Below are 22,411 nucleotides of genomic sequence, written 5' to 3' on the forward strand. Positions count from 1 at the left end.
GAGTACGCGATGATCGAGGCCGCCGCCGCGAACGGCTGGATCTCGCGCGAGCCGGCGATCCTGGAGTCGGTCACGGGGATCCTCCGCGCGGGGGCCGACGCGGTTCTCACCTACTGGGCCGTCGAGATCGCTCGCGACCTGCTGAAGTAGCCGCTCCTCCTTCCGGGAGCGAGCCTCGGCGTCTCGTCCGAAAGCGCTCCTCCGGCGCGAGGGCGCCGGGCGGCGCGCGTACCCTGGAGGGGTGACCACCTCGGCGAACGACACCCTGTACGAGCGTGCCCGGCACGCGATCCCCGGAGGCGTCAACTCGCCCGTCAGAGCGTTCCGCTCGGTCGGCGGGACCCCGCGCTTCATGGTCTCGGCCGCCGGCCCGTACATCACGGACGCGGACGGGCGCGAGTACGTCGACCTCGTCTGCTCCTGGGGCCCCGCGGTCCTCGGGCACGCGCACCCCGAGGTCGTCGCGGCGGTGCAGGAGGCGGCCGCCCGCGGTCTCTCGTTCGGCGCGTCCACTCCCGCCGAGACCGACCTCGCCGAGCTGGTCGAGGCGCGGATCACGGCCGGGGGAGTCTCGCCGATCGAGAAGCTCCGCCTGGTCTCCACCGGCACCGAGGCGACGATGACGGCGATCCGCCTCGCCCGCGGCGTCACCGGCCGCGACCTGCTGATCAAGTTCTCCGGCCACTACCACGGCCACTCCGACGGGCTGCTCGCCGATGCCGGCTCCGGTCTCGCGACCCTCTCGCTGCCCGCCTCCGCCGGCGTCACAGCCGCGACCGCGGCCCAGACGATCGTGCTGCCGTACAACGACCTCGAGGCGGTGCGCGCGGTCCTGGCCGAGCGCGGCGCCGACATCGCGGCGGTCATCACCGAGGCCGCGGCCGCCAACATGGGCGTCGTCGCTCCGGACCCGGGCTTCAACGCGGCCCTCGCCGAGCTCGTGCACGCGAACGGATCGCTGCTGATCATGGACGAGGTGCTGACCGGCTTCCGGGTGAGCGCCGGCGGCTGGTGGGGGCTCGAGAACCGCGGCGCCGAGGCTCCGTACCGGGCCGACCTCTACACCTTCGGCAAGGTCATCGGCGGAGGGATGCCGGTCGCGGCTCTCGGCGGCCGTGCGGACGTCATGGACCACCTGGCACCGCTCGGGCCGGTGTACCAGGCGGGCACCCTCTCCGGGAACCCGGTCGCGGTGGCCGCGGGCATCCGGACGCTGCAGCTGGCCGACGACGCGGTCTACGCCTCGCTGGACGCCACGGCGCTGACCCTCCAGCGCGAGGTGTCGGCGGCGCTGACGGCCGAGGGCGTCGCGCACACGGTGCAGACGGCCGGGAGCCTCTTCAGCTTCATGTTCACGGACCTGGGCCGGCCGGTGCGCGACTACGCCGAGGTCCAGGCGCAGGAGTCGTTCCGCTACCCGGCGTTCTTCCACGCGATGCTCGACGCGGGCGTCTCGCTGCCGCCGTCGGTGTACGAGGCCTGGTTCGTCTCGGCCGCGCACGACGACGCGGCGATCGGGCGCATCGTGGACGCGCTGCCGGCGGCGGCGAAGGCCGCGGCGGCCGCTCGGGCGTAGGCTCCTGGGCCACCCGCGGATCAGGCGGGAGGCGCCCGCCCCACTGGAGCGGCGGACGTCCCGCGCGCCCGGCCGCCGGCGTGCGGCGACCGGGCAGGGGCCCTCAGCCCCGGCGCGAGACCGACTTCGGCAGAACGAACACCAGCGCGAAAGCGGCGACCGCCATCAGGGTGCTCAGGAGCATCGCGGGAGCCGCGGCGTCGAGGAAGCCCGAGGCGACCGTGTCCGGACCCGTGATGACGAGGCTCCCGAACAGCACGCTGCCGATGACCGCGATGCCCACGGCCGAGCCGATGCGCTGGATCGCCGAGATCACGCCGCTCGCCGCGCCCGCGTCCTGCGGGTCGACGGTCGAGACGATGAACTGCACGTTCGGGGCGATGAAGAAGCCGTTGCCGAGGCCCGCGATCAGCAGCGGCGGCAGGAGCTGCCAGTTGCTGATCGAGTCCGGGGTCGCGGTCAGCAGCACCAGCCAGACCCAGCCGAGCCCGACGGCGAGGAGTCCGCTGCCCATCACCAGGACGTTGCGGCCCAGGCGCGCGGTCATCCGGTTGCTCTGCGAGGAGCTGATGATGCTGCCGATCGCGAAGGGGATCGACACCAGGCCCGACTCGAGCGCGGTGTGGCCGAGGCCCGACTGCCAGAGCAGCGAGATGGTGAAGAAGATGCTCGTGAAGGCCGCGAAGTAGACCAGCGCGAGGATCACGCCTCCGGTGAAGGCCGGGTGGCGGAACAGCGACGGCGGCACCAGGGGAGCGCGGCCGCGGCGGACGTGGAGGACCTCCCAGGCGCCGAACGCGGCGAGGAGCAGGACACCGCCGGCGATCGAGAGGAAGGTCCACAGCGGCCAGCCCTCGTCCTCGCCCTGGATGAGCGGGACGAGCAGGGCGACCAGGCCGCCGGAGACGAGCACGAGGCCGAGCCAGTCGACGCCTCCGCTCGGGGCGCGGTCGCCGGCCTCGAGGTCGCGGCGGGCGGGGAGGAGGACCGCGGCGGCGATCAGGGTCGCGACGCCGATGGGCAGGTTCACCCAGAAGACCAGGCGCCAGCCGTTCTCGTCGCCGAAGGCCTGGATGATCAGGCCGCCGATGATCGGGCCGAGCGCCGACGAGACGCCGAGGACCGCGCCCATCACCGCGAAGGCCTTGCCGCGCGAGGGGCCGCGGAAGAGGAGCTGGATGTAGGCGTTGACCGCCGGGACGAAGACGCCGCCCGCCAGGCCCTGCACGATGCGGGCGATGACGAGCTGGGTGTCGTCCGCGGCCAGTCCGCACGCGAAGCTGGCGACGGTGAAGAGGGCGATGCCGCTGACGAAGACCCATTTGTGCCCGAAGCGGTCGCCGAGGCGGCCGGCGGGGATGAGGGCGAGGCCGAACGCGAGGGCGTAGCCGGAGATGATCCAGGAGAGCGTCGACTCGGAAGCGTCGAGCGTGGTGCGGATGGTGGGCAGCGCTACGTTCACGATCGTCGTGTCGAGCAGGGCGATGAACATGCCCGCGAGCAGGACGATCAGCGAGCGCCAGGCGCGCTTGTCGGGGGCGGGAGGGGCGCCGGTCGATCGGGCGGTCGACGTCTCGGTCATCGCAGGAGTGCCTTTCGAGCAGGGGGGGGGAGGGGTGGTCCGTCAGACCTGTTCGAGGGACGCGACCGGATGTGAATGCTCGCAGGAGAAACCGGGTTTCCGCACGCCGGGATCTGTGGGGGCCTTCAGGCGGAGGGCTTGCCGCAGGCTCGCCTCGCGGGGCGTCAGCGGATGCGCGACTCCGCCAGCCGGGCGCAGTCGATGCAGAGCTCGGCCGTGGGCCGGGCGGCGAGGCGGGCGGCTCCGATCGGGCGGCCGCACGAGGCGCAGTCCCCGTAGCCGCCGGTGCCGAGGCGGGTGCGAGCGGCGTCGAGCTCGCGTGCCGTGCGGCCGAGAGCGTCGCGGACTCCGGCCATCCGCGACCACTCGGCCGAGAGCGGCGTGCCCTCCGGGTCGTGCTCGTCATCGGCGGTGCCGTCGGCACGGTCGCGCAGGAGCTCGGCCAGCGAGGCCTCGAGCCGGGCCGCCTCGTCGCGCGTCTCGGCCTGCCGCTCGGCCAGCAGCGCGTCGAGGAGGCGCGCCTCGTCCGGATTCATCGGCATCCGACCATGCTGCCACCCACGCGGGCGGCGGGGCATCGTTGTGCGATCCGGCGCTGACCCGGCGGCGGGCGGCGGGGCACACTAGAGGCATGCCCGTCGTGACCGTGCTCCCCGACCGCCTCGAACTCCGCCTCACCGCGGCCGAGCGACTGCTCGCGTTCCACCGCAGCGACGTCGTCGTCGACCGGTCGAGCATCCGCTCGGCGACGGTCACCGAGGACCCCTGGATCTGGGTGCGGGGCATCCGCGCGCCGGGCACCGCGGTGCCGCTCACGCTCGCGGCCGGCACGTGGAAGTTCCACGGCGGCAAGGACTTCCTGCTGATCAAGCGCACCGCCTCGGCCGTCGTGATCGACCTGGTCGACGAGGACTACTCCCGCCTGATCGTGAGCACCAAGCACGCTCCCGAGCTGATCGCGGCCCTCCAGCTGGGGACGACGACCGCGGCGATCCCCGTGATCGAGACCGACGACCTCGTGATCGTCCCCGAGGTCGCCGAGCAGGCGGAGCGGGCCCAGGCGGCCGCCGCGGAGAAGCGCGCGAAGACGAAGGCGAAGGCGGCGGAGGCCGCGGCCGTGGCCGCGGAGGCGGCGGGTCCGGCGACGGTGGTCGAGGGTCAGGAGGCGGCGAGCGGCGTGAGCGCGGCGGCCGCGGCTCCGGAGGCGGACGGCGCCGCGGAGGACGTCGCGGCTCCGACGGAGTCAGCAGCGGGGGCCGCTCCGAAGAGCCCGAAGGCCACGCCGAAGGGCGCTCCGAAGACGAGTGCTCGGACCGCCGCGAGCACGCCGGCCGGCTCCGGGGGTTCCGCGCCCGTGGACGTCATCGGCTCCGAGCCGATCGAGTCCGCAGCCCCGATGAAGCCCGCGGAGCCGAAGCCCGCCGAGCCGAAGCCCGCGGAGCCGAAGCCCGCCGGGCCGAAGTCCGCGGGATCGAAGCCCGCCGAGCCGAAGCCCGCCGGATCCGAGTCCGCCGAGCCCGCCCCCGCGAAGCCGGCTCCGGCCGCGAAGCCCCGCACACCGGCGAAGCCCCGCGCCGCGCGCCCCGACTCCTCCGTCGGTCACGCGTCGGCCGAGCCGAGCGGCGCCACCGAGGCCGCGGAGTAGCGCACCGCCGCACGAGCAGCAGCCCCGCAGCGCCGGCCGAGGCGCCCACTCCTCCACGCTCGAGGCGGGCGGACGCCCTCCGCCGACGCCGTGCCCTCAGGCGCGGACGTCCACCAGCGTCCGACCGTGCGAGCGGCCGGCGAGCACGTCCTCGGCCGCGTCGACCGCCCCGCCGAGCGGCACCGTCGTCGTCAGCTCGTCGAGCAGCTCCAGGTCGAGGTCGTGGGCGAGGCGGCGCCAGGCCTCCTCGCGGAGCTTGCGCGGCGCCTCCACCGAGTTGATGCCGGCCAGCGTCACTCCGCGCAGGATGAACGGCATCACGCTCACCGGCAGGTCCGGGCCCTGCGCGAGACCGCACGCCGCCACGGTGCCGCCCCACCGCGTCTGCGCGAGGGCGTTCGCGAGCGTGTGCGAGCCGGCGGAGTCCACCGCTCCCGCCCAGCGCTCGGACTGCAGCGGCTTCCCGCCCTCCTGCAGCTCGGCGCGGTCGATGACGTCGGAGGCGCCGAGGCGCTGGAGCAGAGCGCCGTGCTCGCCGAGCCGGCCGGTCGAGGCGACGACCTCGTGGCCGAGGCGCGCCAGGAGCGCGACGGCGAGCGACCCCACGCCTCCCGAGGCCCCCGTCACCAGGACGGGACCGCTGCCCGGCCGCACGCCGTGCCGCTCGAGCGCCAGCACGGCCAGCATCGCCGTGAAGCCCGCGGTGCCGATCGCTCCGGCCCGTGCCGCCGAGATGGCGCCGGGCAGCCGGAGCAGCGACGCGGAGTCGACACGCGCCCGCTCGGCGAGCCCGCCGTCGTGGCGCTCGCCGAGGCCGGCGCCGTTGAGCACCACCCGGTCGCCGGAGTCGAAGCGCTCGCCCGCCTCGCCGTCCGCGTACTCCACGGTGCCGACCAGGTCGATGCCGGCGACGAGCGGGGTGCGGCGCACGATCCCGGGCCGCCCCGCCAGCGCCAGGGCGTCCTTGTAGTTGACGCTCGAGTACTCGACGGCGATCGACACGTCGCCGTGCGAGCGGTCGGGATCGTCGCGCTCGAGGAGGCGGGCTCGGTTGGGGGTGTCGGTGTCGGAGTCGGAGTGCCGCTCGACGACGATGGCTCGGTACATGGGCCCACGCTACGCCCGCGGGCCCGCGGCCGGGCGGTCAGTTCAGGGGCCGGGTGCCCTCGGGGAGCGATCCGCCGGAGTAGAGGGCGGCGGCCGCGTCCTGGAGCGCCGTCAGGGCGACGCGCTGCGTCCACGGACCGTAGGAGACGCGGGCCAGCCCGAGCTCCTCGAAGCGGGCGGGGGACTGCGATCCGGGGACGCCGATGACGCTGACGCGCTGCCGCCCGAGGGCGGCGACGAGGGACTCCAGCTCGGCGTCCTGGAGCAGCCCGGGGACGAAGAAGCAGGTGGCGCCGGCGTCGAGGTAGGCGCGGCCGCGCTCGACGGCGTCGGCCAGGACCTCGCCGCGGTCGCGGTCGCCGGCGCGGAGGAGCACATCCGTGCGGGCGTTGAGCGCGAAGGGCACCGCCTCCTCCTCGGCCGCGGCGACGGCCTTCTCGACCGCTCGCAGCGCCTCCGGGAGCGGCTTCGCCTGGTCCTCGAGGTTCGCGCCCACGACGCCGATCCCGATCGCGCGGCGGACCGTCTCGCCGGCGTCGCCGTAGCCCGCCTCGAGGTCGGCCGAGACCGGGACCTCGACGGCGGCGACGATGCGCTCGATCATGCCCAGGTGCAGCTCCAGCGGGATCCGCTCGCCGTCCTCGTAGCCGAACGCCGTCGCGATGGAGTGGCTGGCGGTCGCGAGCGCCCGGGTCTCCGGGAGCGCGGCGACCGTGGTCGCGCTGATCACGTCCCAGACGTTCACCACCTGCAGCAGCTCGGGGGCGGTGTGGAGGTCGACGAGGGTGCGCCCGCGCGCTTCGATGCTCATGGCACGAGCGTAGGGCCCGCGTGCGCGGCGCAGGCCGCCGCATCGCAGTCGGCGCAGACCACGAGCTGGGCGCGGCAGGAGAGGTCGGTGCAGTTGCGCATCCGGCTGGTCGGCGCGGCGCACGAGGTGCAGCGGCCCAGCACCTCGGCGTCGGGGGAGAAGGAGACGGAGCCGCGGCCGTCGAAGACGTACAGGGCCCCCTTCCACAGACCGCGGTCGCGCCGCGCCTCGGCGTAGCGGACGACGCCTCCGTCGAGCTGGTACACCTCGCCGAAGCCGCGCGCCGTCATCAGGCTCGACAGCACCTCGCAGCGGATGCCGCCGGTGCAGTACGTGACCACGGGCCGGCCCTTGAGGTGGTCGTAGACGCCGGCGTCGAGCTGCTCGACGAACTCGCGGGTGCTGGAGACCCCCGGCACGATCGCCCCCTCGAACCTGCCGATCTCGGCTTCGAAGGCGTTGCGGCCGTCGAAGAGCACCACGTCGTCGCGCTCGGCGACGAGGGCGTCCAGCTGGTCCGGGTCGAGCCGCGGAGCCGTCCCGACGACCCCGTCGGCGTCGACCCGCAGCTCGTCGGGCGCGCCGAACGAGACGATCTCGTCGCGCACCTTCACCGAGAGACCGGGGAAGTCGAGGCTGCGGCCGTCGTCGTCGAGGCCGGAGCCGTCGCTCCACTTCACCTCGAGTCCGTGGAATGCCGAGTGCTCACGGGTGCGGCGGACGTAGCGCTTCAGGGCGTCCATCCCGCCGCCCAGCGTGCCGTTCACCCCGTGCTCCGAGATCAGCAGGCGCCCGCGCAGGCCCAGCGACTCGCACAGCTCGCGCTGCCACAGCCGCACGGACTCGGGGTCGGCCAGCGGCACGAAGCGGTAGAACAGCAGGATCTTCGGCAGCACCGGCACATCCTACGAGGACGTCCGGACCGGGGCGCGGCGTGTGGCAGCATCGTCGGGTGCCCGACGCCTCCGCCCCCGTGCCGCACTCCCGCCTCGAGGACGTCTTCGGTCTCGTCACCGGTGCGTTCGTCGTGTCGCTCGGCCTCTACCTGCTGCGCGCGAGCCAGGCGGTCACGGGCGGCACCGCGGGTCTCGCACTGCTGCTGGGGTACCCGCTCGACATCCCGTTCGGCGTGATCCTCGTCACGGTCAACGTGCCGTTCCTCGCCCTCTCGCTGTGGAAGAAGGGCTGGCGCTTCACGCTGCGGACCATGTTCTCGATCGTGCTGGTCTCGGTCCTGGCGGGCCTGCACCCGCTGGCGTTCGGCGAGCTGCGGATCGAGCCCGTCTACGGCGTCCTCACGGGCGACGTGCTCGCGGGGATCGGCCTCCTGATCCTCTTCCGGCACGGGTCGAGCCTGGGCGGATTCAGCATCGTCGCCCTGATCGCGCAGGAGCGGCTCGGCTGGCGGGCGGGCTACGTGATGATGGCGCTCGACGCGTGCGTGGTCGCGGCCGCGCTGCTGGTGGTGCCTCCGCTGAACGTGCTGATCTCGGCGGCGGGAGTGGTGGTGCTCAACCTGGTCCTGGCGTTCAACCACCGGCCCGGGCGCTATCTCGGGTCCTGACCCCCTCCGCAAGCCCTTCGGCGCGCACCGCCGGGTTCCTAGGCTGAGGGCGCGGGCCCCCGCCCGCCCTTCCCGAACGGAGAAACCGGATGTCCGACTGGACCTACGACCCCTACGCCCGCCTCGGCGAGGTGCCGAGCTTCGCGCTCGAGAGCGACGACATCGCCGACGGTGCGCCCCTGTCCGCCCGCCACTACGGCGAGGGCTCCGGCGGCGAGGACGTCTCGCCGCACCTGCGCTGGTCGGGAGCCCCCGCCGAGACGAAGAGCTTCGCCGTGACGGTGTTCGACCCCGACGCGCCCACCGGCTCCGGCTTCTGGCACTGGGCCGTCTACAACCTCCCGGCCGACACCACGGAGCTCCCGACGGGAGCCGGAGCCGCCGGCTTCGAGCTGCTCCCGGCGGGCGCGCAGACGCTGCCCAACGAGATGCGGCTGCGCCAGTTCGTCGGAGCGGCGCCGCCGGACCGCGAGCACCGCTACTTCTTCGTGGTGCACGCCCTCGATGTCGAGTCGCTCGACCTCGACCCGGAGTCGACGCCGGCGATCCTCGGCTTCAACGCGCACTTCCACACCCTAGCGCGGGCGCAGATCGTCGCCACGGCGACGCCGGACGGCGCGAAGGACTGACCGCTCCGCGGGGAGCGCGCGCTACCCGAAGAGGGTGCGCGCCTCCTCGTAGCGGGCGTCCGGCACCGTCTTGAGGGTGCCGAGCGCCTCGGCGAAGGCCACGTGGTAGATGTCGGTGCCGCGCAGGGCGACCATGCGGCCCCAGTGCTCGGCGACGACGGAGTCGATGGCGGCCATGCCCAGGCGGGTCGCGAGGACGCGGTCGAACGCGGTGGGCGTGCCTCCGCGCTGGATGTGGCCGAGCGTGGTGGCGCGGGTCTCGATGCCGGTGCGCTCCTCGATGAGCGGAGCCAGCAGCTCGCCGATGCCGCCGAGGCGGGGCCGGCCGAAGGCGTCGAGGCCGCGCTCGGAGTGGGCGTCGTCCATCGTGTCGAGCGAGAAGCCCTCGGCGACCACGACGAGCGGTGCGCGCCCGCGGTCCTGCGCGCTCTGCACCCACTCGACGATCTGGTCGAGGGAGGTGCGCTTCTCCGGGATGAGGATGACGTGGGCGCCCGCGGCCATGCCGGAGTGCAGGGCGATCCAGCCGACGTGGCGGCCCATGACCTCGGCGACCATGCAGCGGCCGTGCGAGTCGCCGGTGGTGCGGAGGCGGTCCATCGCGTCGGTCGCGATGCCGACGGCCGTGTCGAAGCCGAAGGTGTAGTCGGTGGCGCCGAGGTCGTTGTCGATGGTCTTCGGGACGCCGACGATCTTGAGGCCCGCGTCCGTGAGGCGCTTGGCCGCGGCCAGGGTGCCCTCGCCGCCGATCGCGATGATCGAGTCGATGCCGTTGCGGTCCATCATCTCGGCGATCTTCTCGGGGCCGCCGTTCTCGCCCTCGAAGGGGTTCGTCCGGCTGGTGCCGATGATCGTGCCGCCCTGCTTGGCGATGCCCTGGATCTCGGGGCGGCCCAGGGGCAGGAGGTCGCCGTCGACCACTCCGCGCCAGCCGTTCCGGAAGCCCACGAACTCCTGGTCGTAGACCTTGATGCCCTTGTAGACGGCACCGCGGATGACGGCGTTGAGGCCGGGGCAGTCGCCACCGGAGGTCAGGATCCCGATCTTCACCCGCTCAGGTTAGAGGACCCGGTGAACGGATGTGCACGCGGACGACGACGGGCCCCTCCTCGCCGCCTCGAGGAAGGGCCCGTCGTCGTGCTCTGTGCTGGTGGGACTAGGTCGTGACGAGCTCGCCGTTGACGCCGCGGGGGAAGAATCCGCCGGTGCGCGTGCCGGCCGCGGGGTTCAGGTACACGATGTTGAGGACCTGGCCCGGGGTGCGGCTGAACGCGATGGAGCTGCCGTCGGTCGGGACGATGTTCGCCTGGCCGTTGACCTTGACGCCCTGGTCGAGGTCGGTCTTGCCGTCGAGGCTGTCGCGCGCGTCGGAGAGCTTGTTCGCCGAGTCGGACAGGTCGGCGGCGTAGATCGCCGAGCGGATCGCGCCCGCGTGGTACGCCTCCACCGCGAGGATGCCGGCGGCCGCGTCGAGGTAGGTCTTCGACTGGATGAGCGGGGCGGCGCCCTTGTAGGCGGTCACTCCCACGTCCTCGAAGACGAAGGCGCCGAGCAGGAAGTTCGACTCGCTCGCGAACGGGTCGAACGACTGACCGGCCTTGATCAGCCCCGCCGCAACGGCGGCGGAGTTGAAGCTGTCCTTCAGGTTGATCGCCGGGCGGGCCACCTTCGCGGTGCCCAGCGCGGCCCGCAGGAACTGCACGTGGGCCTTCTCGTCGTTCGCGACCTCGGTGGCGAAGCTCTTCAGCCACGGGGTCTTGAAGTCGACGGGGCGGCCGCCGATGACGCCGCCGGGCGTGCCCTTGCCGGTCACGTCCGAGCCGCCGAGGCCGGTGCCGTAGACGGCGCGGAGGTAGAACTCGGCCTCGAGGTACTCGAGGTTGAGGGCGAAGTTGAGGATCGAGGCGTCGCTGGGGCCGCTGGCAGCGACCTCCTCGGCGGAGGCGGTGGGCGCGGCGAGGGCCGCGGCTCCGATGCCGAGGCCGGCGACGCCGGTGGCCTCGAAGAAGCGGCGACGGTCGAGAGCGGTCTCAGAGCTCTTGACGATCGCGTTGCGGATGAAGGTCGTGTCGAACATGTGCGCATCTCCAGTGATAGGCGGGTGCCGGGCGGCTGGAGCGCCGCCGCGACAGCGCGAAGCTACGCCCGGGATCGACCTGCTGACCAGTGGAAACGGGCGATCGGATCCGCGCATGTGTTCACGCCGTCTGAACCAATCCGCCGGGCGTGTCGCTCCGAACACGTCGTGGATGGGGGTTCTGTGGAGGAGCGTCCGATCCGGTGTCGGAGCCGCCGGTTACCATCACTGCGTGTCGATCCCCGCCCCTGCTCCGGAGCCCGCCTGGGCGACGGTCTACGCGCCGGCGGAGCCGGTGAGCCTCGCGCTCACCCTCCGCACGCTGCTGCGGGGCTCGGGCGACCCGACCATGCTCCTCGACGCGTCCGGCTTCTGGCGGGCGTTCCGCACGCCGCTCGGCCCGGGCACCCTGCATCTGCGGCAGGCGGTGGACGGCGCGGTCCACGCGCGCGCCTGGGGCGGGGGAGCGGAGTGGCTGATCGACGCGGTCCCCGAGCTCCTCGGCCACGGCGACGACTGGAGCGGGCTCGACCTGTCGGCCCACGCGCCGCTCGCCGAGGTGCTCCGCCGCTCGTCGGGCCTGCGCCTCACGCGCGCGAACCTGGTGTTCGAGATGCTCGCGCCGTCGGTCCTCGAGCAGAAGGTCACGAGCACGGAGGCGTGGCGCGCCTACCGGGTGCTGGTGCGCCTCCACGGGGAGCCCGCCCCGGGGCCGGTCGCTCTGCACGTGGCTCCGAGCGCGCAGCAGTGGCGGCGCGTGCCCTCGTGGGACTGGCACCGCGCGGGAGTGGATCCGCGGCGCTCGCGGACCGTCCTCACCGCCGCGCTCGTCGCCTCCGGCCTCGAGCGGACCCTCGCGCTCGGGCGGGGCGGCGACGAGGTCGCCCGCCGGCTGCAGTCGGTGCCGGGGATCGGGCCGTGGACGGCGTCCGAGGTGATGATGCGCGCCCACGGAGATCCGGACGCGGTCAGCGTGGGCGACTACCACCTGGCCGCGGCCGTCGGCTTCGCGCTCACGGGCCGGCTCGGGGTCGACGACGACGGCATGCTCGAGCTCCTCGAGCCGTGGCGCGGGCACCGGCAGCGGATCATCCGGCTGATCGGCTGCAGCGGAGCGAGGAAGCCGCGGCACGGCCCGCGGATGACCATCCAGGACCACCGCCGGCACTGATCCGCTCCTCCACAGGGGCGGCTCGCGGGCGAGTCGGCGCGACCACCGCGTCACGCCGCGTCCGGGCGGCGGCTCGGGCTTAGCCTCGGAGGATGCAGCAGTCGACGACCCCAGGTGTGCCCGGCAGCGACCCGGAGCGCGAGCCCGACGACGCGGCCGTGCGGAGCGGCGTCGACGCGACGATCGGTGGTCGGACGCCGGAGGGCGGCACGGAGTCGGACGACGAGGTCGAGGCCGGTGAGGCGCGCGACTCCGTGAGCGGGGCCGAGGTCGTGCCGGCGCCGGAGTCCGCGTCCGAGGACGTGGCCGAGCCTCAGGACGAGCAGGAGTCCGACGCTGAGGACGAGGACCTGCGCGAGCCCGGTGTTCAGGACGAGGACGAGGTCGTGCGCGACGCTGAGGACGAGGCCGTGAGCGAGCCCGATGCCGACGACGAGGTCGTGCGCGATGCTGAGGACGAGGTCGTGCGCGGGCCCGACGCCGCGTCGGAGTCGGAGCACGCGGCGCCCGCTGCCGCCGAGCCCGAGGTCGACGACCGCCCGATGATCGAGCGCGTCGAGTCCCTGGTCCGCCGCTGGATCGCGCGCAGCGGCGAGTTCCCGGTCGAGCCCGCCGCCCAGCGGCTCGCGGGCGTGCTCCAGGACCCGAACGGACTCGACTTCACCGTCGGATTCGTCGACGGCGTCGCCCGGCCCGAGGACCTCTCGGTCGCGGCCGAGAACCTCGCGGCGCTCACCGCGAAGACGCCCGCCTTCCTCCCCTCCTACCTGCGCGCCGCGATCAGCACCGGCGGCGCCGTCGGCCCCGTGCTGCCCTGGGTGGTCGTGCCCGCGGCCCGCCGGGTCCTCCGCCGCCTCGTCGGGCACCTCGTGGTCGACGCCTCGGAGGCCCGTCTCGGCGCGGCCGTCGCCGCGCTGCGCGAGGGCGGCGACCGGCTCAACCTCAACCTCCTCGGCGAGGCCGTGCTCGGCGAGCGCGAGGCCCGCCGCCGCCTCGAGGGGACCCTCCGCCTGCTCGAGCGGCCGGACGTCGACTACGTCAGCGTCAAGGTCTCGAGCGTCGTCAGCCAGCTGTCGATGTGGGCCTTCGAGGAGGAGGTCGACCGCGTCGTGGAGCGTCTCACCCCGCTCTACCAGGCCGCCGCGTCCGGAGCCGACCCCACCTTCATCAACCTCGACATGGAGGAGTACCGCGACCTCGACCTGACGGTCGCCGTGTTCCGGCGCCTCCTCGAGCAGCCGGGCATGCTCGACCTCGAGGCGGGCATCGTCCTGCAGGCCTACCTGCCCGACTCCGTCCGCGTGCTCGACGAGCTGACCGAGTGGGCGCAGGAGCGCCGGGCCCGCGGCGGAGCCCCGATCAAGGTGCGCGTCGTGAAGGGCGCGAACCTCGCGATGGAGCGGGTCGACGCGGCCCTGCACGACTGGCCGCTCGCGACCGTCGGCAGCAAGGTGGAGGCCGACACGAACTACAAGCGCCTGCTCGACCGGGCGCTGCGGCCGGAGCGCGTCGACGCGGTGCGCGTGGGCGTCGCCGGGCACAACCTCTTCGACCTCGCCTGGGCGTGGCTCACGGCGACCGAGCGCGGGGTGACCGGCGCGGTCGAGATCGAGATGCTGCTCGGGATGGCGACCGGGCAGGCGCGCGCCGTCCGCGAGGACGTGGGACGCCTCCTCCTCTACACGCCCGTCGTGCACCCGCACGAGTTCGACGTGGCCATCTCGTACCTCATCCGCCGGCTCGAGGAGAACAGCAGCCCCGAGAACTTCCTGTCGGCCGCGTTCCGCCTCGACGACGAGGAGGTGCTGCAGCGGGAGCTCGGCCGCTTCCGCGCCTCGCTCGAGGCCCTCGACGACTCCGTCCCGCCGCCGAACCGCACGCAGGACCGCCTGCGGGAGTGGTCCTCCGGCTCCGGCCGCCGCCTCGTGCAGGAGCACGCCCGCGCCGGCGAGCGGGCGCAGGACCCGGCCGCCGCGGGCCTGACGCAGGCCGTCCTCGGCCTCAGCCGCGGCTCCGGTGCGGCCGCCGCGACCGCGGGCTTCCACAACGAGCCCGACACCGACCCCGCCCTCCCCGGCAACCGCCGCTGGGCGCGCCTGATCACCGAGCGCATCGCCGGCTCGACCATCGGAGCGGGCACGGCCGACGCCGCGCGCGTGAGCACCGAGGCGGAGCTCCAGGAGGTGCTGCGCGCGGTGTCCCGCCGCGCGGAGCGCTGGGGCGAGCGCCTGGGCTACGACCGAGCGGCCGTGCTCGACCGCGCCGGCCTCGTCCTCGCCGCGAACCGCGACCGCCTGATCGAGGTGATGGCCTCCGAGACCGGCAAGACGATCGCCGAGGCCGACCCCGAGGTCTCCGAGGCCATCGACTTCGCCCACTACTACGCCACCCGCGCCCGCGAGCTCGACGCCGTCACCGGGGCCACCTTCGTCCCCGCGCGGGTCACCGTCGTCGCTCCGCCGTGGAACTTCCCGGTCGCCATCCCGGCCGGATCGATCCTCGCGGCGCTCGCCGCCGGCTCCGGAGTCGTGGTGAAGCCGGCGCCCCAGGCCCGCCGCTCGGCGGCTGTGCTCGTCGAGGCGCTCTGGGACGCGGGCGTCCCGCAGGAGCTCCTCGCCCTGGTCGACCTCGACGAGGAGGAGCTGGGACGGGCGCTGATCACCGACCCCCTCGTGGACCGCGTGCTGCTCACCGGCTCCTACGAGACCGCCCGCCTCTTTCGCTCCTGGCGGCCCGGCCTCGCACTGCAGGCCGAGACCAGCGGCAAGAACGCGATCATCGTCACTCCCCACGCCGACTACGACCTCGCCGTCGCCGACATCGTCCGCAGCGCCTTCGGGCACGCCGGCCAGAAGTGCTCCGCCGCCTCCCTGGTGATCCTGGTCGGCTCGGTCGCCCGCTCCAAGCGCTTCCGCGCCCAGCTGGTCGACGCCGTCACGTCGCTCCGCGTCGGCCGGCCCGACGACCCGTCGGCGGTGATGGGGCCGCTCATCGAGGAGCCCACCGGCAAGCTCCTGCACGCGCTCACCACGCTGGGCGGAGGCGAGTCGTGGCTCGTCGAGCCGCAGCGGCTCGACGAGAGCGGCACGCTCTGGTCGCCCGGGATCCGCGAGGGCGTCACCGAGGACAGCTACGTCCACCTCACCGAGTTCTTCGGCCCGGTGCTCGGGATCATGCACGCGGCGACCCTCGAGGACGCCGTCCGGATGCAGAACGGCACCGAGTACGGGCTCACGGCCGGGCTCCACTCCCTGCACGCCGACGAGCTCGCCCTCTGGATCGACTCGGTCGAGGCGGGCAACCTCTACGTCAACCGGGGCATCACCGGAGCCATCGTCCGGCGCCAGCCCTTCGGCGGCTGGAAGCGCTCGTCCGTCGGCGGCGGCGCGAAGGCGGGCGGACCCAACCACCTCATCGGCCTCGGCTCCTGGAAGCCCTCGCCCGCGCGCTCCTCCTCGACGCTGCACCTGCGCGGCCTCGACGACCGCGCGCGCCAGTTCATCGAGGCGGCCCAGTCCTCGCTCCGGTTCGAGCAGTTCGACCTGCTCCGCCGCTCCGCCCTCTCCGACCAGCTCGCCTGGGCGACCGAGTTCGGCGTCGTCACCGACATCTCGAAGGTCGGCGTCGAGCGGAACCTGTTCCGCTACCTCCGCGTGCCGATCGCGCTGCGCCTGGCCGACGGCGGCGACCTCGGAGAGCTCCTCCGCGTCATCGCCGCGGGCCTGCTGACCCGCTCCCGGATGGACATCTCCACGTCCCTCCCGCTCCCGCCGCGGGTCCAGGAGATGCTCGGCGGCGACGAGCTCGCCGAGATGGCGGGCCTCGTCCCGCGCATCGTCGTCGAGACCGACGCCCAGTGGCTCGAGCGCGCCGCGGCCGGCCGCATCACGGCGCCGCGCATCCGCATCATCGGCGACATCGTCTCCGACCGCGTCGACGGCTATGCGGGCCCGCAGGCCCCCGGCAGCCCGACGCACGGACAGCAGGCCGTCGTCCGCCGATCGTCCGACTCGACCGGCTCCTTCACCGACGTCGTCGCCGGCATGACCCGCGGCAGCACGGGAACTCCGGTCCCGCTCACCCGCGCCGACGGATCCCGCGTCCCCCTCGCGACCGCCCTCGCCGAAGCCCTCGGCGGCGCCCTCGACACCGCCGTCTACGCCGACCCGGTCACCCCCGCCGGCCGCGTCGAACTGCTGCCCTTCCTCCGCGAGCAGGCGATCTCGATCACGAACCACCGCTTCGGCAACCCGATCGATCTGAGCGACGACGTGCTGTGAGTTGGATTCCACGCCCGTCCCTGACGGGCGTGGCGCGGTCGGCTTCTCGACGGGGTGCGTTCTGTGGAGCGGGGGGCGTTCGGCTACAGCGATCCGCTCGCACGCGGATCGCTGGTTCGCCTCGGGGGCGGTGCTCGCGGGGATGGTGTGGATCGAGTGTGGCGCGGTCGGCTTCGCGACGGGGTGGGTTCTGCAGGGCGGTGTGCGTTCGGCTGCAGCGATCCGCTGGTACGCGGATCGCTGGTTCGCCTCGGGGGCAGTGCTTGCGGGGATGGTGTGGATCGAGTGTGGCGCGGTCGGCTTCTCGACGGGGTGCGTTCTGAGGAGCGGGGGGCGTTCGGCTACAGCGATCCGCTCGCACGCGGATCGCTGGTTCGCCTCGGGGACGGTGCTCGCGGGGATGGTGTGGATCGTGTGTGGCGCGGTCGGCTTCGTGACGGGGCGCGTTCTGCAGGGCGGGGTGCGTTCGGCTGCAGCGATCCGCTGGTACGCGGATCGCTGGTTCGCCTCGGGGGCGGTGCTCGCGGGGATGGTGAGATCAGGCTGGCGCGGGTCGGCCTCCCGACGGAGCCCCGGGACGCGGCTCGACGAGGCGCGGGGGGACTTACTTGTCGCGGCAAGTAGTGGGTAGGGTGGGGGGATGAGTGCGCCCGAGACACGCTGGCTGACGCCCGATCAGCTCGACGCCTGGCTGCGCTTCATCGCGGTCGTGGAACTGCTGCCGGGGGCCCTCGACACGCAGCTGCAGCGCGACGCGGGACTCACGCACTTCGAGTACCTGACGCTGGCGATGCTGTCCGAGGCGCCCGACCGCGCCCTCCGGATGACCACGCTCGCCGCCCGCACCAACGCGACCCTGCCCCGCCTCTCGCACGTGGTGACCCGCCTCGTCGCCCGCGGCTACCTCGAGCGCCGCCCCTGCGCCTCCGACGGCCGCGCCACGAACGCGGTGCTCACCGACGCCGGCCTCCAGAAGATCGTCGACACGGCGCCCGGTCACGTCGCGACCGTGCTGGCCGACGTCATCGATCCGCTCAACGCCGAGCAGATCCCGCAGCTGGCCGACATCATGTCGCGCATGCTCGCCCGGCTCGACCCCGAGGGCAGGATGACGGTCGACGCCGTGCGCTCCTCGCTCGGAGACCCCGACACCCGCTCCTGCTGAGCGCACCGACCCCTCGCTCCCGGGGCGGACCGGCCTCGGCCGCGGCCGAATTCATGTACAGGGACTCCCGGACGTGCCCGTCAGGGTCCTTGAGGCCGCGCCCGCATGGAGCCGAGGTCCTGCACCGCGACCGGCTCGGCGCCGCCGGAGGCCGGCCCGTTCCCGAGCACCTCGCCGACCTCCTCCCTGCTGCCGACGCTCACCGCGAAGAGGCCCTGCACCCGGGAGCGCGCGTCGATGATCTCCTTCGATCTGGAGGTCGAGAAGGAGGGGTGCGGGAGGAGCATCGCGGACACGTGCTCGGAGGCGACGGAGCAGGCGGCGTCGTCGCTGAACAGCGGATTCAGGGCTGAAAAGGAGATCCAGGGTCCGGCCGAGCGCCGGGGAGAACGCCCTCGAGCGCTCCGGATCCGTGAACGGGAGGTCGACGAGGATCGAGTCGACGGCCCTCCTCGTCAGTACAGCGATCGGCCGCGCGACACGCGGGAGTCCGTGCCATCGTCGCCTCGTGCAGTTCACCACGACGCTCTTCCAGATCGGCAACAACACCGGCATCGAGGTGCCGCCCGAGGTCCTCGAGGCACTCGGCGGCGGCAAGCGTCCCGCCGTCGCGGTGACGGTGAACGGCTACCGCTTCACCAGCACGGTCGGAGCGATGGGCGGACGCGCGCTCATCCCGTTCTCGGCCGACAAGCGCCGCGAGACGCAGCTCGCCGGCGGTGACGCGATCGACGTCGTGATCGAGCTCGACACCGCGCCGCGCGAGGTCGTCGTGCCGGAGGACCTGGCGTCCGCGCTGGCCTCGGCGGGCGCTGCGGAGCGCTTCGCCGCGCTCTCGCCGAGCGCGCGGAAGGCCCACGTCACGTCGGTCGAGGGCGCGAAGGCCGCCGAGACGAGGGCGCGCCGCGTCGCCTCGATCGTCGCGGCGCTCGTCGGCTGACGGGCGCGCCACGGTCCGGGACGCCACCTCGTCGCCGGATAGGCTGCCTCCGGCGCCCCACGGCGGAGCGCTCTGGAAGCGGAGTCGGGGGACTTGATGGGTGCGGTTCGGCGTTGGGTGTTCCCGATCGTGTGGATGGTCATCATCGGAGCGGCGAGCATCGCCCTGGTGAAGATCGCGTTCTTCCCGGACGGCGCGGCCGAGGCCGATCCGACGCAGCCGACCGGTGAGATCACCGAGCCGACCGTCACGGTCGCCCGCGGCACGGTCACCAACGACCTCACCCTCCAGGGCACCGTCGCCGCCGACCCCGCCGTGCCGCTGAAGGCGACGGCGGCCGGAACGGTCGACGACGTCTACGTGCAGCAGGGCGCGGCCGTCGCGTCGGGCGATCTCATCTACGACATCCGCGTCGAGACTCCGCGCGACCCGGTCGAGACGACCGGCCCGGACGGCGCCGTCACCCTCACCCAGCAGGAGCCCTCCGTGCGCTTCGAGCGGGTCTACGCCGCGACCGGCGGCACCCTCAGCGCGCTCGGCGTCATCCACGACCAGGCCGTCACAGTCGGCGAGGTGACCGGACAGGTCGCGCCGCCGAGCTACGCCGTCACCGGCACGATCGACGCGCAGCAGCTCTACCGCATCCAGAACCGGCCGACGGAGGCGCAGGTCGCGATCACCGGCGGGCCCGCCGGCTTCACCTGCACCGACCTCACCATCAGCACCCCTCTCGCCGGAGCCGGCGAGGGCGGCACGACCGGCGGAGCGACGGACGGCGGCGGTGGAACCTCCACCGGCGGCTCCGGCACGAGCTTCACCTGCCAGGTGCCGACGGAGGTCACCGTGTTCCCCGGGCTCGCCGCCTCGGTGACGCTCGCGGGAGGCAAGGCGGAGGACGTCCTCGTCGTGCCGACCACCGCGGTCGAGGGCACCGCCCAGTCCGGCGTCGTGTTCCGCCGGGCGGACGACGGCAGCACCGAGGAGGTCCCGGTGACGCTGGGACTCACCGACGGCAGCTCCGTCGAGATCACCGGCGGAGTGGAGGAGGGCGCCGAGCTCCTGCAGTTCGTGCCGGGCGCGGAGGAGGCTGCTCCCGACGTCCAGCTGGGCGGCGACTGCATCGCGCAGCCCGACGGCTCGGTCTTCTGCTCGTGACGATCCTCCGGCTCGAGGGGATCCGCAAGGTCGTCCCGCTGCCCGACGCGCCGCCGCTGACGATCCTCGACGGAGTCGATCTCGAGGTGGGCGAGGGCGACCACGTCTCGGTCGTGGGCCGCAGCGGTTCCGGCAAGTCGACGCTGCTCAACATCCTCGGACTCATCGACGAGCCCACCGAGGGGCGGATGCTGCTCGAGGGCGCTCCCACCGAGACCCTGTCCTCGCGGGCCCGCGCGCGCATCCGCGGCGGCAGCATCGGCTTCATCTTCCAGCAGTTCAACCTGCTGGAGGGGCGGACCGCCCGCGAGAACGTGATGACGCCGCTGCTCTACGCGACCGGATCGGAGTTCTGGCGCCGCCGCGACCTCGCGGCCGAGATGCTGGAGCGGGTCGGCCTCGGGCACCGCGTGGACTCGATGCCCGGGCGCATGTCCGGCGGCGAGCAGCAGCGGATCGCGATCGCCCGCGCCCTGGTGCGCCGACCGCGGCTGATCCTCGCCGACGAGCCGACGGGCGCCCTCGACACCGACACCGGCGAGAGCGTGATGGGCCTGCTCGACGAGATCGCCCGCGAGTCCGGCTCCGCGCTGGTCACCATCACCCACGACCCGGCCATCGCGGCGCGGGCCGAGCGCCACTACCGGCTCGACCACGGCCGCCTGGGCTCGACCGCGGATGCGGGCCCCGTCGCCGAGGGGGTGGTCCTCTGATGCGCGCGCTCGTCGGGATCGCCGGCGCGATCGTCGAGGCGTGGACCGAGCTGCGGATCCACCGCGGCCGCGTGCTGCTCTCGCTGATCGGAGTCGCGGTGGCCGTCGCCGCCCTGACCGCGGTCGTCGCCGCCGGTGGCATCGCCCGCCAGGCCAGCATCGAGCAGGCCGAGCGCTCCAGCGGGCGCCCGGCGAGCCTCTTCCTCTCCGCCTACCCCTCCGGTACCGGCACCTCCGAGGTGGATGCCGACGCACTCCAGGCCGCGTGGACCGGTGCGCTCGAGCGCTACTCCATCACCTACGCGAGCCGCTCGACCTACGGCAGCGCGCGCGTCCAGTTCGCCGACGGCGCCGTCGACGTCGCGGTGCAGGCGGTCGACCAGCCCTTCGCCGAGATGCACCGGCTGAAGATCGTGGACGGCTCCTGGTTCACCGCCCGCGACTCCCAGCGCCTCGCTCCCGCCCTCGTCGTCAACGAGCGCTTCTGGGAGCGGATCGGGAGCCCGGATCTGCGCACCCACCCGGTGGTCACCCTGCTCGGCTCCGAGCGCGACGTCACGGGCGTGGTGGTCGGCGTGACTCCCTCCTCGCAGTTCGAGACGGATCCGTCGATGATGATGCTCGCGGACGCCTACCCGGCGGTCGCCCGCGACGCCGACCCGCAGTACGGCGGGCAGGGCGTGCCGAACTACGAGATGTGGGTGCCGCTCGACCTGGCCGAGCCCCTCGCCGCGGCGGTGGAGCGCGACGTGGCCGGCGCCCTGGGATCCGACTTCGAGGTGTCGGTCGACCGGCAGGACTACCTGGTCTACGACTCCGACCCCTTCGGCGTGCTGACTTGGGTGATCGGCGGCGTGGCGGGCCTGGTGCTGGCGCTCGGCGCGCTCGGACTGCTCAACATCGCCCTGGTCACCGTCCGGCAGCGGATCCGCGAGATCGGCATCCGGCGCAGCTTCGGCGCCTCCTCCGGCCGCATCTTCTTCTCGATCATGATGGAGAGCGTCGTGGCGACCGTCGTCGCGGGAGTGGTCGGCGTGACGGTCGCGGTCATCCTCGTCACCAACCCGTGGACGGTGGCCTTCGTGCAGGACAACGGGATCGCCGACATCCCGCCTTTCCCGGCCGAGGCGGCGCTGCTCGGGCTCGGGGCGGCGACCCTCGTCGGCGCGCTCGCGGGCCTGGTGCCGGCGATCGTCGCCGTGCGGGTGAAGGTGATCGACGCGATCCGCTACTGAGGCCCGCCGAGGGTGACGACGAGCTCGTCGCCCTCGAGCGCGGCGCGCGCGTCGGAGTAGTGCGCGATCCGGGGCAGCCCCCGGGTGCTCGCACTCTCGTGGCTCCCGACGACGATCACGCGCATGCCCGCGTCCAGACCCGCCCGGATGCCGGCCTCGGCGTCCTCGAACACCAGCGCTTCCTCGGGGGAGACGCCGAGCAGGGCCGCGGCGGCGAGGTAGCCGTCGGGAGCGGGCTTGCCGTTCGCGACGTCGTGCGCGGTGACGACGGTGTCGGGGGAGGGGACGCCCGCCGCAGCCAGACGTGCGGCCGCCAGCGCCGGGCTCGCGGACGTGACCAGGGCGACGCGCTCGCGGGGGAGTGAGGCGAGGAACGCCGTCGCGCCGGGGATCTCGACGGTGCCCTCGGTGTGCTCGAGCTCGTACGCGTCGAGCTCCGCGACGATCGCGTCGACGTCGCTGCCGGCCGGAGCGAAGCGGCGGACGCTGTCGGCGGCGCGGACACCGTGAACGGCGCCGAGCACCGCGTCGTGGTCGAGAGCGAAGCGCTCGGCGAAGGCGCCCCAGATGGTCTCCACGACGGCCGTCGAGTCGACGAGCGTCCCGTCCATGTCGAAGAGGGCGGCGCGGGCTCGGAGGAGGTGGGGCATGCGTCCATCCTGGCGGTCGGCGGCCTCCGGCGCCTGCCGGTGCGGACAGCGCTCGGACAGCGCGCGATCAGCCCGCCCTCAGGCCATGCATCGTGTCGCGGCGCTACGGTG

General features: G+C 73.7%; 20 protein-coding genes and 1 pseudogene. 12 read left to right on the forward strand and 9 right to left on the reverse strand.

From position 1 onward, the window contains the following. Both C5C74_RS11645 and hemL read left to right on the forward strand, forming a co-directional pair. Positions 1-150, forward strand: a pseudogene (locus C5C74_RS11645) (porphobilinogen synthase); the annotation flags it as partial. A gap of 91 nt (positions 151-241) precedes the next feature. Beyond that, positions 242-1,576, forward strand: coding sequence for a glutamate-1-semialdehyde 2,1-aminomutase (hemL, locus tag C5C74_RS11650; protein WP_104246920.1), 1,335 nt, complete (start codon positions 242-244; stop codon positions 1,574-1,576). Positions 1,577-1,679: 103 nt separating this feature from the next. Here the strand turns inward: hemL and C5C74_RS11655 are convergent, their stop codons facing one another. Then, positions 1,680-3,158, reverse strand: a complete 1,479-nt coding sequence (locus tag C5C74_RS11655) for an MFS transporter (RefSeq protein ID WP_104257675.1) — start codon at positions 3,156-3,158, stop codon at positions 1,680-1,682. A gap of 164 nt (positions 3,159-3,322) precedes the next feature. Continuing rightward, positions 3,323-3,700: a TraR/DksA family transcriptional regulator gene (locus C5C74_RS11660; protein ID WP_258064155.1), complete on the reverse strand. Its 378-nt coding sequence runs from the start codon at positions 3,698-3,700 to the stop codon at positions 3,323-3,325. 89 nt (positions 3,701-3,789) lie between these two features. On the opposite strand from C5C74_RS11660, the gene C5C74_RS17865 reads away from it, so the two are divergent. Next, positions 3,790-4,803 (forward strand): hypothetical protein, encoded by a 1,014-nt coding sequence (locus C5C74_RS17865; RefSeq protein WP_258064156.1) that lies wholly within the window; start codon positions 3,790-3,792, stop codon positions 4,801-4,803. 96 nt (positions 4,804-4,899) lie between these two features. Here C5C74_RS17865 and C5C74_RS11670 read toward each other — a convergent pair whose 3' ends face one another. Genes C5C74_RS11670 through C5C74_RS11680 form a run of 3 tightly spaced genes read right to left on the reverse strand, consistent with a single transcriptional unit; the run spans position 4,900 to position 7,617 of the window. Continuing rightward, positions 4,900-5,910, reverse strand: coding sequence for an MDR family oxidoreductase (locus tag C5C74_RS11670; protein WP_104249899.1), 1,011 nt, complete (start codon positions 5,908-5,910; stop codon positions 4,900-4,902). A gap of 37 nt (positions 5,911-5,947) precedes the next feature. Beyond that, positions 5,948-6,721 carry an isocitrate lyase/phosphoenolpyruvate mutase family protein gene (locus C5C74_RS11675; RefSeq protein WP_104351582.1) on the reverse strand — a complete coding sequence of 258 codons (774 nt, stop codon included), beginning with the start codon at positions 6,719-6,721 and terminating at the stop codon, positions 5,948-5,950. Further along, complete coding sequence (locus C5C74_RS11680) at positions 6,718-7,617, reverse strand: rhodanese-related sulfurtransferase (protein ID WP_104222869.1); 900 nt, start codon at positions 7,615-7,617, stop codon at positions 6,718-6,720. The genes C5C74_RS11675 and C5C74_RS11680 overlap by 4 nt, the downstream gene beginning before the upstream one ends. 56 nt (positions 7,618-7,673) lie before the next feature. On the opposite strand from C5C74_RS11680, the gene C5C74_RS11685 reads away from it, so the two are divergent. After that, positions 7,674-8,285 (forward strand): YitT family protein, encoded by a 612-nt coding sequence (locus C5C74_RS11685; RefSeq protein ID WP_244230588.1) that lies wholly within the window; start codon positions 7,674-7,676, stop codon positions 8,283-8,285. Between the two features lie 89 nt (positions 8,286-8,374). Next, positions 8,375-8,914, forward strand: a complete 540-nt coding sequence (locus C5C74_RS11690; protein WP_104351583.1) for a YbhB/YbcL family Raf kinase inhibitor-like protein — start codon at positions 8,375-8,377, stop codon at positions 8,912-8,914. A 21-nt stretch (positions 8,915-8,935) separates the two neighbouring features. Here the strand turns inward: C5C74_RS11690 and C5C74_RS11695 are convergent, their stop codons facing one another. After that, entirely contained in the window at positions 8,936-9,964 is a 1,029-nt protein-coding gene (locus C5C74_RS11695) for a 6-phosphofructokinase (RefSeq protein ID WP_104246916.1), read from the reverse strand. Positions 9,965-10,070: 106 nt separating this feature from the next. Continuing rightward, on the reverse strand, positions 10,071-10,991 hold the full coding sequence (locus C5C74_RS11700; RefSeq protein ID WP_104222865.1) for a ferritin-like domain-containing protein: 921 nt from the start codon (positions 10,989-10,991) through the stop codon (positions 10,071-10,073). Between the two features lie 232 nt (positions 10,992-11,223). Here C5C74_RS11700 and C5C74_RS11705 point away from each other — a divergent pair, with 232 nt between their 5' ends. The 3 genes from C5C74_RS11705 (at position 11,224) to C5C74_RS11720 (ending at position 17,607) form a co-directional block, all read left to right on the forward strand. Further along, positions 11,224-12,162 carry a DNA-3-methyladenine glycosylase gene (locus C5C74_RS11705; protein ID WP_258064157.1) on the forward strand — a complete coding sequence of 313 codons (939 nt, stop codon included), beginning with the start codon at positions 11,224-11,226 and terminating at the stop codon, positions 12,160-12,162. Positions 12,163-12,704: 542 nt separating this feature from the next. Then, positions 12,705-16,442, forward strand: a complete 3,738-nt coding sequence (locus tag C5C74_RS11710) for a proline dehydrogenase family protein (RefSeq protein WP_104351592.1) — start codon at positions 12,705-12,707, stop codon at positions 16,440-16,442. A 640-nt stretch (positions 16,443-17,082) separates the two neighbouring features. Continuing rightward, complete coding sequence (locus C5C74_RS11720; RefSeq protein ID WP_104351585.1) at positions 17,083-17,607, forward strand: MarR family winged helix-turn-helix transcriptional regulator; 525 nt, start codon at positions 17,083-17,085, stop codon at positions 17,605-17,607. Between the two features lie 80 nt (positions 17,608-17,687). Here the strand turns inward: C5C74_RS11720 and C5C74_RS11725 are convergent, their stop codons facing one another. Beyond that, positions 17,688-17,903, reverse strand: a complete 216-nt coding sequence (locus C5C74_RS11725) for a hypothetical protein (protein WP_104319165.1) — start codon at positions 17,901-17,903, stop codon at positions 17,688-17,690. A gap of 212 nt (positions 17,904-18,115) precedes the next feature. Between C5C74_RS11725 and C5C74_RS11730 the strand changes: the two genes are divergently transcribed. From C5C74_RS11730 to C5C74_RS11745, 4 genes are all read left to right on the forward strand, one after another. After that, on the forward strand, positions 18,116-18,547 hold the full coding sequence (locus tag C5C74_RS11730) for a YdeI/OmpD-associated family protein (protein WP_104262748.1): 432 nt from the start codon (positions 18,116-18,118) through the stop codon (positions 18,545-18,547). A gap of 135 nt (positions 18,548-18,682) precedes the next feature. Beyond that, positions 18,683-19,702: an efflux RND transporter periplasmic adaptor subunit gene (locus tag C5C74_RS11735; RefSeq protein ID WP_104222862.1), complete on the forward strand. Its 1,020-nt coding sequence runs from the start codon at positions 18,683-18,685 to the stop codon at positions 19,700-19,702. Then, positions 19,699-20,415 (forward strand): ABC transporter ATP-binding protein, encoded by a 717-nt coding sequence (locus tag C5C74_RS11740; protein WP_104233102.1) that lies wholly within the window; start codon positions 19,699-19,701, stop codon positions 20,413-20,415. The genes C5C74_RS11735 and C5C74_RS11740 overlap by 4 nt, the downstream gene beginning before the upstream one ends. After that, positions 20,415-21,650: an ABC transporter permease gene (locus C5C74_RS11745; protein WP_104260405.1), complete on the forward strand. Its 1,236-nt coding sequence runs from the start codon at positions 20,415-20,417 to the stop codon at positions 21,648-21,650. The genes C5C74_RS11740 and C5C74_RS11745 overlap by 1 nt, the downstream gene beginning before the upstream one ends. On the opposite strand, the gene C5C74_RS11750 is transcribed toward C5C74_RS11745, so the two are convergent. Continuing rightward, entirely contained in the window at positions 21,644-22,300 is a 657-nt protein-coding gene (locus C5C74_RS11750; RefSeq protein WP_104233104.1) for an HAD-IA family hydrolase, read from the reverse strand. The two genes, C5C74_RS11745 and C5C74_RS11750, sit on opposite strands and share 7 nt — an antisense overlap. Positions 22,301-22,411 lie beyond the last annotated feature (111 nt).

Source organism: Rathayibacter sp. AY1E8 (assembly GCF_002931415.1).
In the GTDB taxonomy this organism is placed as follows: domain Bacteria; phylum Actinomycetota; class Actinomycetes; order Actinomycetales; family Microbacteriaceae; genus Rathayibacter.